This window comes from Chondrinema litorale, from assembly GCF_026250525.1.
GTDB classification, from domain to species: Bacteria; Bacteroidota; Bacteroidia; order Cytophagales; family Flammeovirgaceae; genus Chondrinema; species Chondrinema litorale.
Genome location: NZ_CP111043.1, coordinates 3,175,001 through 3,190,813, shown reverse-complemented (window position 1 = coordinate 3,190,813; position 15,813 = coordinate 3,175,001). Strand labels below are relative to the sequence as shown.

The 15,813-nt window shown below is 34.2% G+C and carries 8 protein-coding genes and 2 rRNA genes (1 of these 10 running past the window's edge); 5 read left to right on the top strand and 5 right to left on the bottom strand.

The window, feature by feature from the left end; genetic code table 11:
* The first annotated feature begins 80 nt into the window (after nt 1–80).
* Nucleotides 81–3,068 carry an AsmA family protein gene (locus tag OQ292_RS13115; protein ID WP_284682584.1) on the top strand — a complete coding sequence of 996 codons (2,988 nt, stop codon included), beginning with the start codon at nt 81–83 and terminating at the stop codon, nt 3,066–3,068.
* Between the two features lie 278 nt (nt 3,069–3,346).
* Nucleotides 3,347–4,825: a hypothetical protein gene (locus tag OQ292_RS13110; RefSeq protein WP_284682583.1), complete on the top strand. Its 1,479-nt coding sequence runs from the start codon at nt 3,347–3,349 to the stop codon at nt 4,823–4,825.
* 59 nt (nt 4,826–4,884) lie between these two features.
* Here OQ292_RS13110 and OQ292_RS13105 read toward each other — a convergent pair whose 3' ends face one another.
* Complete coding sequence (locus OQ292_RS13105) at nt 4,885–6,057, bottom strand: pyridoxal phosphate-dependent aminotransferase (RefSeq protein ID WP_284682582.1); 1,173 nt, start codon at nt 6,055–6,057, stop codon at nt 4,885–4,887.
* Between the two features lie 336 nt (nt 6,058–6,393).
* Here OQ292_RS13105 and OQ292_RS13100 point away from each other — a divergent pair, with 336 nt between their 5' ends.
* On the top strand, nt 6,394–7,152 hold the full coding sequence (locus tag OQ292_RS13100) for an L-type lectin-domain containing protein (RefSeq protein ID WP_284682581.1): 759 nt from the start codon (nt 6,394–6,396) through the stop codon (nt 7,150–7,152).
* A 101-nt stretch (nt 7,153–7,253) separates the two neighbouring features.
* Entirely contained in the window at nt 7,254–7,598 is a 345-nt protein-coding gene (locus tag OQ292_RS13095) for a DUF3592 domain-containing protein (RefSeq protein WP_284682580.1), read from the top strand.
* Between the two features lie 7 nt (nt 7,599–7,605).
* On the opposite strand, the gene OQ292_RS13090 is transcribed toward OQ292_RS13095, so the two are convergent.
* The gene (locus OQ292_RS13090) at nt 7,606–8,904 is read right to left on the bottom strand and encodes a sensor histidine kinase (RefSeq protein ID WP_284682579.1); all 1,299 of its coding nucleotides are present in this window, start codon (nt 8,902–8,904) and stop codon (nt 7,606–7,608) included.
* A gap of 251 nt (nt 8,905–9,155) precedes the next feature.
* Between OQ292_RS13090 and OQ292_RS13085 the strand changes: the two genes are divergently transcribed.
* Nucleotides 9,156–11,804 (top strand): tetratricopeptide repeat protein, encoded by a 2,649-nt coding sequence (locus OQ292_RS13085; protein ID WP_284682578.1) that lies wholly within the window; start codon nt 9,156–9,158, stop codon nt 11,802–11,804.
* A 53-nt stretch (nt 11,805–11,857) separates the two neighbouring features.
* On the opposite strand, the gene OQ292_RS13080 is transcribed toward OQ292_RS13085, so the two are convergent.
* The 3 genes from OQ292_RS13080 to OQ292_RS13070 form a co-directional block, all read right to left on the bottom strand.
* A complete protein-coding gene (locus tag OQ292_RS13080) occupies nt 11,858–13,498 on the bottom strand; it encodes an N-acyl-D-amino-acid deacylase family protein (RefSeq protein WP_284682577.1) in 1,641 nt (546 codons plus the stop codon).
* A gap of 229 nt (nt 13,499–13,727) precedes the next feature.
* Nucleotides 13,728–13,839 (bottom strand): 5S ribosomal RNA (gene rrf / locus OQ292_RS13075).
* A gap of 45 nt (nt 13,840–13,884) precedes the next feature.
* Nucleotides 13,885–15,813: ribosomal RNA gene (locus OQ292_RS13070) — 23S ribosomal RNA — on the bottom strand (it continues 888 nt past the right edge of the window).

Here is a 15,813-nt window from a genome sequence, read left to right as displayed (position 1 = left end):
TACCTTTTTCATTTTTTAAAGTTTATATATAATAGTCGATCAGATACAAATTTTTTTAACTTCATACATGCCGATTTTCTATGAAAAAAGCCCTTTTAATTATTGTAGGTGTTATAGTATTACTTATAGGTGGTATTGAAATAGCACTTACATTTTATAAAGACGATATAAAAGCCATTGTTGATGAGCAAATTGCCGCAAATGTAAATGCTGATGTTTATTACGATTTCGATCAACTCAGTTTAAGTATTATAAGAGATTTCCCTAGCCTGTCTGTAAAACTTGGTGATTTTGGAGTAATTGGTAAAGCACCATTTGCTGGTGACACACTTACACATATCGACGAGCTTTCTGTATCAGTAAATATTATGAGCGTAATTTCTGGTGATGAAATTAAAGTAGATGGACTTTACATTACTGAACCCAGATTATTAATTAAAGTATTAGAAGATGGTAAAGCAAACTACGATATCGCTGTAGCAAGCACCGAAGAAGCACCTGTTGAGGAGACTGAAGAATCTTCTGATATAAAAATAAGTGTTGATAAGTGGGAAATAAAAGACGGATTTGTAGTATATGATGATAAAAGCCTTGCCACTTATGTTGAAATTGAAGGATTAAACCACGAAGGTAGCGGAGATTTTACACTAGAAGTATTCGATATACTTTCTGCTACTTCTGCAAAAGCCATGACAGTTGAGTATGAAGGCATTAAGTATTTTAATAAAACAAAACTTGATGCTGATGTAAATCTTAATATGGATATCTCTTCAGTTTACACATTCAAGTTTTTGGAAAACAGTGTAAAACTAAACGATTTCGTAATAGGTTTTGATGGCTGGTTTAAAATGCCAGATGATAGTTACGAAATGGATATTACATTCGAAACAAAAGAAAGTGAGTTTAAATCACTCCTATCGCTTGTTCCTCCAGATTTTTTAGAAGGATATGAAAACCTTGAAACCTCAGGTAATATTTCTTTTAATGGCTTTGTTAAAGGCACTTACAATGAAGAGGTAATGCCAGGTTTCAAAATGGATTTAAAGGTAGACAATGGTATGTTTAAATACCCTGACCTACCAACTGCGGTAAGCAATATTATGGTTGATATGACTGTGGACAATGAAGATGCAATTCTAGATAATATGATTATCGATATAAGAAAAATGCATCTAGATTTTGGCAAAAACCCTATAAATGGAAGAGTAAGAGTAGCTGGTCTTACAGATTACGATGTAGATGCTGATGTAAATGCCTCGCTTAATCTTCAAGAGCTTTCTACTATGTTTCCAATGGATGGCTTGACTATGAAAGGCCTTTTTGATTTAAAAGTAGTTTCAAAAGGAATTTACTCAGAAACAAAAGGTACTATTCCAACTACAGATGCTAAAATGACACTTTCTAATGGAATGGTTTCTTATGCAGAATACCCAGTTCCAATGGAAAATATCACCGTTAATGCTGAAGTTATCAACAACAATGGTGTTTTAAATGACACCAAAGTTAATGTAGACCAATTTGATATGCTTGTTGGTGGAGAACCTTTCCATGCAGATGGTCACATTTACAATCTTGACGATGCTACCTATGATTTTACAATGAAGGGAGGGCTAGATTTTGCCTTGATCGATAAAATCTATCCTTTAGAAGATATGAAATTAACCGGTAAAATGTATGCCGATATTCAAACTAAAGGTAAGATGTCTGTGATTGAAGCTGAAAAATACGATCAGTTACCGACTAGTGGTACTGCCAGTCTTGAGAACCTTACTTTTACTAGCGTAGACTTACCACAAGGTATAACTATTAGCGAGGCCAAAGCATCATTCTCACCAAAAGAGATGACACTCCAAAAATACGAAGGAACAGTTGGTAAAAGTGATATCAGTCTAAGTGGAAACATTACAAACTACATTGCATATGCACTTAGTGAAAACGCAGTATTGAAAGGAAATATGAGCATGTACTCTAAGAAGTTTGATACAAATGAGTGGATGACAGAGGAAGAAGAAGCTACTACTGTAGACACTGTTGCTACTACTGAAGAAGAAATTGTTGCCATTCCGAAAGATATTGATTTTAAGTTCAATGCCAAGTTAGATGAAGTACTTTACGACAACCTCAGTATGACAAACATGGTTGGTAGTATTACAATGAAAGATGGCATTATGAACATGAAAGACCTCAAGTTTAACTTACTTGGAGGTACTTTCGCAACCAATGGTAGTTACGATACTTCTAACCCGTCAGATCCTAAGTTTAGCTTTGATCTGGACATCAAAAAATTATCTTTCAAAAAGTCTTATGCTAATTTTAACTCGTTCCAAGCAATGGCTCCATTGGCACAAAATATTAATGGCGATTTTTCAACGCTATTTAAGATCAATGGTAAGCTTGGAAAAGACATGTTACCAATTCTAGAAAGTTTATCTGGTGCGGGAGCAGTTAGTATAAAAGATGCTGCTTTAGAAGGTGTAAAAGCCCTTAGCAAAATTAGTAGTCTTACAAATATTTCAGAGTTAAATAACCCAGCCTTAAAGGATATTAATTTTGACGCGAGCATTACAGATGGCAAATTGAATATAAAGCCATTTGATTTTAAACTTGCAGGTATTCCAGCATCATTAGAGGGAACCACTACTTTGAGCGGACAGATAAACTACAACATGAAAATGGATGTACCAGCTGAAAAATTAGGATCTTCTTTTAGCTCAAAATATGCTTCGCTAACAGGTAATAGCACATTAAAACTTCCTTTTGCAATTACAGGAACTTACGATGACCCTAAGGTAGGAATGGGTGATGGAGAAACAAGTCTTACTGAACAAGTTGCTGATCAGGCTAAAGAACAATTAAAAGAAGAAGGCAAACAAGTTACAGATTCTGCTAAAGTTGTTCTTAAAAAAGAAGCTGAAAACTTACTTACCAATTTAAAAGATACTTCTAAAAATAATAAGGAAGAAGTTAAGGAGAGTGTAGATGAGGTGAAGGATGCAGCAAAAGACGCATTAGAAAAGATTAATCCATTTGGTAAGAAAAAGAAAAAAGACAACGATTCTAATGAATAATTGGGAAATTGGATCATGTTTAATGATTTTTCAAATTTCATTTATCCCTAAAATTTGAAAATATATTAAATTAGTTTCTAGGTTAATTCATTATAGAAATAATAATATATGAAGGCTACATATTGATATGTAGCCTTTATTTTTTTGATAAAAATTTCAATTCTTTGGTTGATCTTACTCCCAAAACTTAGTTAACTATCGTAAAATACCCATACTAAATTACATACCTACTGGTTTTAAGATCAAACTAAATAACTCAAACAGATTTCACTTTCAACATGAAGAAAATTATACAACCAGTTTTATTTCTTGCTGCTTTATTTGTTTTTCTTCAACAAACAAGCTGCCTTGCTCAACTACTAATGGCAAGTAAAACAGAAATAACAATTGATGCCCAGAACGAACAAACCAATATAATCTCTGCAGGAGATCACGGTATTTTGCTTTTAAAAGAGGCTAAAGCAGAGAAAGGATCAACCAGCAAAAGTATTTCATTACAAGTATTGGATAGTCGACTTAATCAGAAAGCGCTATTAGATTTAGCTGTTGATGAGAAAATGGATTTCAACCATTATTATACAGATAAAGACTTTCTCTACCTTGTTTACAGCCAACTTAACTCAGAAAAAATAACTGCCTTTAAAGTTGACCTCAGAAATTTAAGCATAAAAACAAATGATTTTTATGCATTACCTCAGGTATATTATTATGAATCAATTGCACTTGATGGCAGTCTATTTTTAGCAGGTGTTAAAGGAAAGAAAGGTTTAGTTGTAAAACTTGACTTCGAAAATAAAACAGGAAAACTGATTAATTTACATCAAAATAATTTACCTGCCTTCGTACAACACCTTTCTGTAATTGATGATAAAATTTATGCAAGTTTAAAATCATCAGACCCTAAAGATTTAAATCTTTACTATCAGGCATTTAATAATAGTGGTAATACTATTGAAAAAGGTGAAATTATTCCGGAAGATGGTAAAAAAATTCTTGAAGGTCACTTCTCCAAAAATTCTAACAACAAAGTAATTGTAGCTGGAACATATAGTTTAAAAAAATCAGTACAACCACTTGGTATTTTCTATAGCGAATTAAATTCAAACACTCAGTTTTATGCTTTTTCTGATGCATCAGGAAATGCAACTATGGATATTAAGAGCAAAGGAAATAATGAAGCTTTAAACTATATAAATATTAATAAAGTTTATGCAGTGGATAACAAGCTTGTTGCAGTAGCTGAATCTTATGATATTGTACAAGAAAAAAAATCAGATTTGAAAAACCTGATCATTCAAGATCCTAATCACCAATTTTTAAAGATGTGGGCAGTAAATAATATGAATTATAATGATTATAACATTCACTTATTTACTCAAAGAATGAATGACGTAGCTGCTTATCAATTTAAAAGCGCATATACTTTTTCAATAGATAACAGTGGGTTAAAAATCACTAATCTAGATTTAGAAGATCAACAGAACGATAAGTCTTTTAATAGACTGGTAAGTATGGAAAGCGATGGAATTATCTCTGTAATAAACAGAGCTAATGGTGAAGTAAGAAAGTTTAATCCAGCAAATATGACTAAAACATCTTCTGCTAAGAAAATAGCTGATCGTGATGGCAACTTTGTGGCTATGCAAACTGCTGGTGCTTCATTCTGGAACGATCAACAGTATTTACACTACAGTTTAGAAGAAAAAGCAGATGAAAAAGGGAAATATTTACTTACCCTTATGAAAATTAGAGAATAAATTTCTATCATATTCCAAAGTTAAAGGTCACCTCTTTTTTGGTGACCTTTTCTTTTTTATTAAGCTACAATTTCTTTCAATGCTTTTGTAAAGACTTTCATCTCATCCATTGTACCAATACTCACTCGGCAATAATCCTGATCTTTATAATTCCTTGTCTGTATTCCTACACCTTTTTCAAACATTTGTTTTCTAAAAGCTTGCGCATCTACAGCTATAGGAAATAACACAAAACTTGTTTCAGATGGAATGTACTCCATACCCATACCTTCAAGTGTTTTGTATAAATAACCTTTAGATTTATTGTTCATATCATAGGCATACTTATGATAATCTGTATCTTGGTAACTAGCTACTGCAGCAGCACTTGATGGAGCAGAGATAGTACCCCCACCTGAAGCATATTCTTTTATTTTAGTAATTGTAGCTGGAAGTGCAACTAAATATCCGATTCTCAAACCTGCAAAAGCATGAAGCTTTGAGAAGGTTCTAGCCACCATAATATCATAACCTTTTCTGATACATTTAATCATAGATTTTTCTTCTGGATTATCAGTAAAATCTATATAAGCTTCGTCTATAAAAATAGGAGTCTTTTTAGAAACTCTCATGCAGAAGTCTTCCAGCTCTTTGCTATCTACAGTGGTTCCTGTTGGGTTGTTAGGGTTACAAATGTAAACCATACTTGTTCCATTATGAACACCATCAGCCATTCCTTTCAAGTCCAATTTAAAATCAGAGGTAAGAGGAACTCTATCGCAACCAGCACCATGTACAGCTGCTGTTCTTATTAATGAATCGTAGGTTAAATCTCCAGAAATAATTTTGCCTTCAGTTTCTAAAGCAAAATACCAAGATGCTGCATTTAATAATTCAGTAGAGCCAGCTCCTAATAAGATATGATCTGGAGTTACACCTTCTTTTTCAGCAATTAGGTTAACAAACTCTCTTTTACCTTCCCATCCATATCTAAAGCTGGTATCAATTGCATCTTTAATTGCTTGCTTAGCTTTATCTGATGGGCCAAATGGGTTTTCATTAGCTAATAACCTAGCCTTCATTGGTGGAATATCTGGAGCTTCATGCTCTAATAATCCACTTGGTAGCATTTGAGGAATTTTTTTGGTTCTGCGAGACTCGGCAAGTACTTCTGTCCAATTGCCTGCTGCTAAACCTGCTGAAAGTAACATACCAGATTTCAGCCAATTTCTTCTGTTAATTGATGATGACATAAAAAGCGATTTAGGGGTAAATAATTTAGTTTTATATTTCTTTTAGAAACACAATTGTTAAATAGATAATTTTTCTCTATTTATTTTATGCGTACTTCATAAAGATAGACCAAATTTTATGATTTTTCAAACAATTTAAGATTTGACTATAAATGGAAGTTAATGAGATTAGTGGATTTATTTTTTAATAAAAATTTCAACCATTCATAATAAGTTGTACCACCTTTTGAGAAAATTTTGGTAAATTAGGTATTACTCATTCAGTGCTTACACTCAACTCTCTAACAATCAAACCTTAATTATCCATGAAGATTTTTTTACTAAGCTATTTATAATATGTACCGCTATCTCACACTCCTTCTTTCTTTATTTGTTTTTTCTCAAGTAGCAAATGCGCAATTTGAATTAATTGGTGATGCTGAATATATGTCTGGAAATTGTATTAGGTTAACTCCTGATTATCAGTATAGAGAAGGTATTGCATACTATCAAACAAAATTAGATTTAAGCAATTACTTTGAGATTACCTTTGATATATTTTTTGGAGCTAATGACGAAGGTGCAGATGGAATTACTTTTGTAATTCATAATGACCCTAGAGGATATGAAGCATATGGTACTTGGGGAGAATGTATGGGATATGGCAGATGGAGCCCTTCTGCTTATTGGGCAAATTCAATTACTCCATCAATTGCTGTCGAGTTTGACACTTATCAAAACCCACAACAAAATGACCCATGGTATGATCATATAGCATATCTTGAAAATGGAATTAGCTTTCATGAATCTCATTGGAATAATAATGAAGATGACTTTAATATTGAGGATAACTTTCTCCATGATTTTAGGTTTAGCTGGAATCCAGAAACCCAAACCATTAAAGTAACTTTAGACGGCAAAGTTGTCCATACTGGGCAAAGAGATTTAATTAACGACATTTTTGAAGGCAACACACAAGTTATTTGGGGGTTTACTGCTTCAACTGGCAGAAAATCTAATCTTCAATACTTCTGCTTGAGAACTCTTGCCCAACAGCATGAAAACGCACCAGAAAATATAATTAGTTCGATCATAAAAAATGCAAAAGCAGAATAATTAATATTACTAGTTTTACAATAAATTTTAATACTATTTCCCTATAATACTTGTTTAATATTGAATTTAAGTATTACTTTTTAAACTTATTTTTTCTTACCATGGGTATTGTTATTTCTATTATTATTGTACTTCTAGCTGTAGCAGTTTATCTATATCTAGTAAGTAAAAACAAGCAAAAAATACAGAATGCTGTAGAAACAACTGGAGAAATTATGGGCTTTGAGGAAATTAACCAACCAAGTGTTAAATCATTAGTAATTCCAGGAGAAAACAGTGAGAATGAAAAATTTTACCCTATTATTCGCTTTAGAGTTCAAGGAGCACAAATGGTTAGGTTTAGAGCGCAAACTGGTTATAACAAACCTCTTCCTTTTAAAGAAGGTGATACAGTAAATATTGAGTATGAAGCAGAAAACCCACTTATTGCACGAATAAAAGATTAATTGCTCTTTATTTTTTTACTGGAAATTCTAAAGTTACAGAACTACCTTTTTCTGGCTCAGAATATACATCTATACTTCCACCGTGAAAATTCATTATTTGTCTGCTAAAACTTAATCCTATTCCCGATCCGTTTTCTTTAGTGGTAAAAAAGGGAGTGAAAATTTGGTCTTGAATCTCTAAAGGTATTCCAACACCATTATCTACAACTCTAATTACAACTGCACCAACTTGATTTTTTGTTGCTACAAATATTATCTCTGGATTGCTTTTGGTTCTACATGCTGCAATCGCATTTACAGTTAAATTTATTAGTACTTGTTCTATTAACTCAACATCAGCGTAAATGCTTAAATCTTTATGTATTTCCTTCACAACAAAACGAATGTCTTCATTTTCAGTATTGTGCCTAAATAAGGTAATAGTCCTTTCAAACAAGTTATAAATACTGAATCCTCTATAGTCTAAAGAAACAGTTTTAGAAAACTTTCTATAATTATCTACAAAGTGAATAAGCCCTTTGCCTCTTTGAGTAATTGTAAAAAGCCCCTTCTCCAGATTACCAAATACAAATTGTTTTTCGTCCTTAACAACTTGCTTCAGTTTTGATAGAGATTTATCATGCATTACAGATGCAAGGGATACAATTGGGGTGACTGTATTAATAATTTCGTGAGCCATAACTCTAATAAGTTTCTGCCAACTGGCAACTTCAGCTGCAATCATCTCACTTTGAATATCTTGTAATGTAATTACATAAATTTTCTTCCCATCTTTTACAAATACAGAATAATACATTAAAACTTGCCACGGTTTACCTTCTTTAGTAAAAGAAAACAGAGTCTTCCCTTTCGTTTGTAATTCATTTATAGCATTAGTAAATCCTGGAATAAACTTATCTAATTGATCTACAACAGAAAGGTACGAAACACCAAACATTGCTTTAAATGCTTCATTAAGTACAATAATTTCCCTTGCATCATTATAGCACATCAATGCTCCGGGTAATTTATTTACAATGTAATCTGAAAAATGCTTCTCACTTTGATTCTCACTTCTCAATTTTCTTAATTCTTCATGAATGCTTTGAGTTGTTTCTCGAATTCTATTGTGATACTTACCAGTTAATTTAGGCATATAGTTTCCTGAAATATCATTATGCTTAATAGCCACTAAATATTTTTCTAGATATTGAAGTTGCATCTCATGAAATCGGATTAACTCTACTATTGAAAACAAGACTGTTAACAATGTAAGTACTGGTGTAACTTGCCATTTGGAATCTAAAATAAGGTAACAAAAAAACATTATTAAAAGAGACAATATTAACAACCTAAGTACAAATTGTAGTCTGTAATTTCTAAGAACCATCCGTTTTTATAATTTCTTCTAAAACACTTCAAATTGCATAATAAACATCATTCTGTGCATTGTTAACTATTATTGAGAGTTATTTTCCCCTTATAGCTGCGTTTTCTCACACAAGTTAGCCTAGACTAACAATAATACAGAAAAGATTTGGTTCATCATTAAAATATAGTCACTCAAAACCCATACAAATGAGAAGCCTCATTTACTACTCTATTATCATCTTTACGCTACCATTTGTAACTAACCTTTCCTTTACTAATAATAAAAAAGTAGACAGGTTAGCTACTTCGACTCAACGCGAATCAGATACTCTGCAGATTTTTCTATTAAATGAAATGGCAGAAGAACTTTTTGAAGACAAAGAAAGCTCACTTGATAATTCTTTAGTCTTTGCTGATTCAGCCCTAAAGCTTTCAGAAGCTATCGGCTATCAACAAGGTATTTTACGATCTGCACTTAATATTGGTAAAATTAAACGCTTACAAAGAGAATTTAAGGAGGGATTAAATTACTACTTAAAAGCTCTTAATGCGGCTGATGTAATTGATGAACCTAAAGTTTATGTAAATACTTATGTTCAAACAGCTAGCTTTTATCAAGAATGGGAGGTTATTGATAAAACCCTCTCCTATTATGATCAAGCTCTATCTATTACGAAGAAAAATAATTTTCAAAGTGAAGAAGAATCAATAATTAGATACTTAGCTGTATTACATCAACTTTTACAAAATTATGATAGGTCTGAAAAGTATTACAATGAACTGATAGAATTATATACCAAAAGAAATGATGAAGAAGGAAAAGTAAGCATCTTAGAAAAGCTTATTACTCTTTATATGACATCAGGTAAATTCAATAATGCATTAGCAGCTAGTAACCGAGTTTATCTTATCAAGCAACAACAAAATGATACTTCTGGTATAGGGCTTTATTTAAATAAAATTGGTATCCTACACCAAAAATTAAAGCAATATGATGCTGCTTTAAACTATTTCGAACAATGTGTGACTTTATATAAAGAAGTTGGAAAGAGCCCTACTGAGTATGCACCTATTTTAATGAGTATTGGAGTTGTTCATCAGTCTAAGCAAGAGTTTACTAAAGCAATTGAAAATTATGAAGAGGTTCTTTCTATTAGAAAAGCTGAAGACAACAAAAAAGAGATTGCAAATACTCTTAATTATCTTGTGACGATATATATGGGCTTAAAAGACTATGATAAGAGTAAGTACTATTGTTTACAAGCTATTGATGTAGCAACAGAAATTAATGACCTTGAAAGCTTAGAGAAAAATTATTTACGCCTATCTACTATATACGAAAACTCTGGTAGTTCTAAAAAGGCACTTGCTGCATATAAAGAGTATTTAAAATATAAGGAAGATTTCTACGCAGAAGAAAAACAACGAGTAGAGGAGTTGACTCATAAACAACTAGAAGCAGAGAAGGCAGAAAAAGACTTAAAACTATTGATGGCTGATCAACAATTAAAAAATTTAGAGCTTTCTAATTTAAAAGTAGAATCCGAGAAGAAAGAACAAGAACTTGCAATGCTTACCCAGCAAAAGAAGTTACAAGAATCTCAACTTCAAGCTGAACAACTGGAAAAAGATAGAGTACAACAAGCATTAAAAATTGCACAACAGAAACTTGACGCTGAACAAAGAGATAAAGCAATAACCGATTTAAAACAAGCCCAAGAATTAAAAGATTTAGCTCTTAAACAAAAAGAACTAGAGGAACAGGAAAAGATGAATACCATTGCTTTACTTGAAAACGAAAAGAAATTACAAAATCAGAAAATTCAAGAAGAAGCAAAGATTAAACAATATGGTATTTGGATGATAGGTCTATGTATTCTAGTTTTAATCATAATTTCAATCTCGTTTTTGATGAAACAAAAAGCTAATAAAAAGCTTAAGTTACAACAAATGGAAATTATGGAGAAGAATGAGGAGTTACAAGCTCAGGAAGAAGAGATTAGACAAAATATGGAAGAATTACAAGCTACTCAAGAAGATCTTCATAGAAGTAAATCAGAACTTGAAAATGCTTATGTAGAGCTTGAAACCAAAAATGATCACCTTACAGATAGTATCAAATACGCCAAAAGGATACAGACTGCAATCCTACCTCCCGAGACTGATCTAAAAACTGTATTTCCAGAACACTTTGTAATCTATATACCTAAAGACATGGTTTCTGGGGATTTCTATTGGTTCTCACAACAAGGAAACAAATCAATAATTGCTACAGTTGACTGTACAGGTCATGGGGTACCAGGTGCATTTATGTCTATGATTGGTAATGCTCACCTAAATCAGATTGTAAATGAGCAAAAGATTACTGATCCTGCTAAAATACTTGAAAGTATGCATTATCAAGTTACTGAATCTCTTAATCAAAAAGATTCTAGAAATGTCGACGGTATGGACCTTGGTATAGCATGTATTGAGAAATGGGAAGATGGGGTAGTAAGTCTTAAGTATAGTGGAGCAAAGTGTCCATTATTCCATTATAGAAATGGTGAAGTTAAAAAATTAAACCCAGATAGAAAATCAATTGGTGGTTGGTATGAAGGAGTTACTAATACTTTCACAAACCAAGTAATGCACTTAGAAAAAGGTGATATTATATATCTTACAACTGATGGTTTTATTGATGCAGCAAATTCAAAAAGAAGAAGGTTTGGTAGTAAGAGATTAAAAGAACTAATCAAAACTAATGGTCATAAACCTACTTATGAGCAAAAATTAGTCTTTGAAAATACTCTCCAAGACCATCAACAGAATTCAGATCAGCGAGATGATATTACTTTTATTGCATTAAAAATATAAATACATTATTATTTCAATAGTTAAAGGATATTCCATTAAGGTTTATCCTTTTTTTATTTGGCTCTTTGTGGTTTTAGAACTTTTCCTGGTTTAGTATCTAGGAATTCTTCTTTATCTTTTACCACCTTACCATTAATTATAACAATATCAAAACCTTCTGCGAGCTGATGCGGATTCTCAAATGTAGTTTTTGAAATAATTTTATTGGGATCAAAAACTAATAAATCAGCCTTCATTCCAACTTTCACTTGTCCTCTATCTTGAATATTCAATGTTTTTGCTGGAAGATAAGTCATTTTATAAATTGCTTGGGGCAAGGTGAAAATTGAATCTCTTACAACAAATTCTTCAATCATTTTTGAAAAACTTCCATAACCTCTAGGATGATTCATTGTTGGACTACCATCAGAACAAAGCATTGTAAGGGAATCTTTTAGTAAAGTAGTCTGTAATTCATTATCCATGACAAAATAAGCGGCTGACGCTCCTTTTGGCCCTATATCTTCCATTAAAACTTTTTCATAAGGTTTACCTTTATTTACTGATACTTCCTGTAAAGTTAATCCTGTATATGGAGCTGTACCAAACAAAGTAGCCTCTGGACCATTTCTTTGCTGGATTTTATTTTTTAAAAAAACAGCAAGTTCATCTCCTCTTTCACTCAGCACTCGATTATAATTGTTAGGAGGCTTTGCCCACTCTGGAAATACTATTCCAATACCTGTATAGCTTGCATTGTATGGATAAATATCTGCTGTTATTTTTTTATTAGTACTTCTTGCTGAATTTATCAACTTAATAATCTCATTAGCTCTATCCTTTCCTTTGCCATAAACAACTTTAATATGAGAAATATGGACTGGACAATAGGCTCCTTGCTTCAATAATTCATGAATAGAATTCTCAACCTCACTGTCATCTTCATTTCTCATATGACTCATTATCATTCCTCCCTCTTCTCCAACAACTTTTGCTAAAAACTCTAACTCTTCACTTTGCGCATATGTTCCAGGTGTATATTCTAAACCTGTAGTCATTCCAAAACTCCCATTCTGTAAGTAGAACCTTAATAATTCTGCCATTTTGTTTAATTCAACAGAATCAGGATTTGGATTATAACCAACTCCAGAAAGAGTTCTTAATGTACTATGTCCAGTAAACATTACTATATTAGGATTAATACCTTGATCATCAACATCTAATATCCATTTGTTTATATCTTTATAATCTGGACTAAATCCATCTTGTCCTAAGCAAATAGTAGTAACACCCATAGATATAAAATTTTTAAAATCACCATTTTTAACTAGATCACCATGAGAATGTGTGTCGATAAATCCTGGACTCAAAACCTTATAATCAAGATTTAATATTTTACTTACTGTAATTTTAGTTGTATCAACTTCTCCTATATAAATAATAGAATCATCATTTATTAAAATATCAGCCTTATAACTGTTTCTTCCTGTACCATCTACAATAAGACTGTTTGCTAATAGTAGGTCAAAACTTTTTATCTTATCTGTTAATTCAAGGAATTGAGTATTTTCTAATTTAGAATTATTTTGACATGATAAAACAAACAAAGAAAAGATTGTAAATATTATATAAGAGCTAGCTTTTAAGAACATAAAGTTGTTTTTATTGATTATTTCTACTCTAAATATAATTAGAGAAAGAGTTAATAAAAACATTGTATTTGTCTTAAAACACCAAAATGACTAACATTTTTATTATTGAATAATGATTAGGGTAGCTTTTTTTGTTATTTAAGTAATTGGGATAATAGGGTTTGTATTTGGTAGAGATGATAAGATTTAGTGGGGTGTGGGTAAGTATTAAAGAGGTAAGGTATATTAAGTATACAAATAAAAAACCCTTCAAGATCTTAAAAGATATGAAGGGTTTATATATATAATAAAAGATTGGCGATTACCTACTCTTCCACAGTTTAATGCAGTACCATCGGCGCTACAGGGCTTAACTTCTCTGTTCGGAATGGGAAGAGGTGAACACCTGCGCTATCATCACCATTAAAATCTTTACATACTGTAAACAAGCTAAAATAATACAATTTCGGTCTTGGAAGTTATCGGGTAATTAGTACTGCTCGGCTTTGCCATCTCTGACTTTACACCTGCAGCCTATCAACGTCATCGTCTCTGACGACCCTTATATAGAAGCCTCATCTCGAGGTGGGTTTCGCACTTAGATGCTTTCAGTGCTTATCCCTTCCGAACATAGCTACCCTGCAATGCAGCTGACACCACAACAGGTACACCAGAGGTTCGTCCAACTCGGTCCTCTCGTACTAAAGTCAGATCCTCTCAAGCTTCTAGCGCCCACAACAGATAGGGACCGAACTGTCTCACGACGTTCTGAACCCAGCTCGCGTGCCACTTTAATGGGCGAACAGCCCAACCCTTGGGACCTTCTCCAGCCCCAGGATGTGACGAGCCGACATCGAGGTGCCAAACCTCCCCGTCGATATGAGCTCTTGGGGGAGATCAGCCTGTTATCCCCAGAGTACCTTTTATCCTTTGAGCGATGGCCCTTCCATGCGGTACCACCGGATCACTATATCCTAGTTTCCTACCTGATCGGCTTGTTGGCCTCACAGTCAAGCACCCTTTTGCTATTGCGCTCTACGTACGATTACCAACCGTACTGAGGGTACCTTTGAAAGCCTCCGTTACTCTTTTGGAGGCGACCACCCCAGTCAAACTACCCGCCAAACAATGTCTCCCATAAGGATTAGACACCAGACAAGAAAAGGGCGGTATTTCAACAGTGACTCCACGATGCCTAGCGACACCGCTTCACAGTCTCCCGCCTATCCTACACATTTCTTGCCCGATACCAATGTTAAGCTGCAGTAAAGGTTCATGGGGTCTTTCCGTCCCGTTGCGGGTAATCGGCATCTTCACCGATACTACAATTTCACCGAGCTCACGGCTGAGACAGTGCCCAGATCGTTGCACCATTCGTGCAGGTCGGAACTTACCCGACAAGGAATTTCGCTACCTTAGGACCGTTATAGTTACGGCCGCCGTTTACTGGGGCTTCGGTTCAATGCTTTGGGTTACCCCTAACATCCCCCCTTAACCTTCCAGCACCGGGCAGGTGTCAGGCCTTATACTTCATCTTTCGAGTTCGCAAAGCCATGTGTTTTTGTTAAACAGTCGCCTGGGCCTTTTCACTGCGGCCTCCTCTTGCGAGGGAGGCGTCCTTTCTCCCGAAGTTACAGGACTATTTTGCCTAGTTCCTTAGCCGTGAATCACTCGAGCACCTTAGGATTCTCTCCTTGACTACCTGTGTCGGTTTACGGTACGGGTTGCAGCAGTCGCTTTTCTTGGAGCCATAGTCTAATGATTATCTGCGCCACCGAAGTTTTGCAGTACTTTCAGCCGTAGCCTTTAACGTACTATTTCGTCAGTACGCACATTATCGTACAACTCGTCACTTTTATTCTGTGCAAGTACAGGAATATTAACCTGTTGTCCATCGACTTCCCCTTGCGGGTACGCCTTAGGTCCCGACTAACCCCAGGCTGATTAGCATTGCCTGGGAAACCTTAGTCTATCGGTGGGCGGGGTTCTCACCCGCCTTATCGTTACTTATGCCTACATTTGCTTTTCCATAAGCTCCAGAATATCTCACAATACTCATTCAACGCCGATGGAATGCTCCCCTACCTACCTTGCGGTACCATAGCTTCGGTGGTATACTTATGCCCGATTATTATCGATGCCCTGCCACTCGACCAGTGAGCTGTTACGCACTCTTTAAAGGAATAGCTGCTTCCAAGCTAACCTCCTGGCTGTCTCTGTAGCTGAACCTCCTTTGATCAACTTAGCATACACTTGGGGACCTTAGCTGATGGTCTGGGTTGTTTCCCTTTTGGATAAGGACCTTAGCACCCTTACCCTCACTCCCAATCTAATTTAACGGCATTCGGAGTTCGTCTGGATTCGGTAGGTTGTGACACCCCCTAGTCCAATCGGTAGCT

Bases quoted from the DNA above. Each gene is read 5' to 3' on its own strand.
- OQ292_RS13080 (WP_284682577.1), bottom strand. From the start codon at position 13,498: ATGTTTTTATTAACTCTTTCTCTAATTATATTTAGAGTAGAAATAATC.
- OQ292_RS13110 (WP_284682583.1), top strand. From the start codon at position 3,347: ATGAAGAAAATTATACAACCAGTTTTATTTCTTGCTGCTTTATTTGTT.
- OQ292_RS13100 (WP_284682581.1), top strand. From the start codon at position 6,394: ATGTACCGCTATCTCACACTCCTTCTTTCTTTATTTGTTTTTTCTCAA.
- OQ292_RS13105 (WP_284682582.1), bottom strand. From the start codon at position 6,057: ATGTCATCATCAATTAACAGAAGAAATTGGCTGAAATCTGGTATGTTA.
- OQ292_RS13090 (WP_284682579.1), bottom strand. From the start codon at position 8,904: ATGTTTTTTTGTTACCTTATTTTAGATTCCAAATGGCAAGTTACACCA.
- OQ292_RS13085 (WP_284682578.1), top strand. From the start codon at position 9,156: ATGAGAAGCCTCATTTACTACTCTATTATCATCTTTACGCTACCATTT.
- OQ292_RS13095 (WP_284682580.1), top strand. From the start codon at position 7,254: ATGGGTATTGTTATTTCTATTATTATTGTACTTCTAGCTGTAGCAGTT.
- OQ292_RS13115 (WP_284682584.1), top strand. From the start codon at position 81: ATGAAAAAAGCCCTTTTAATTATTGTAGGTGTTATAGTATTACTTATA.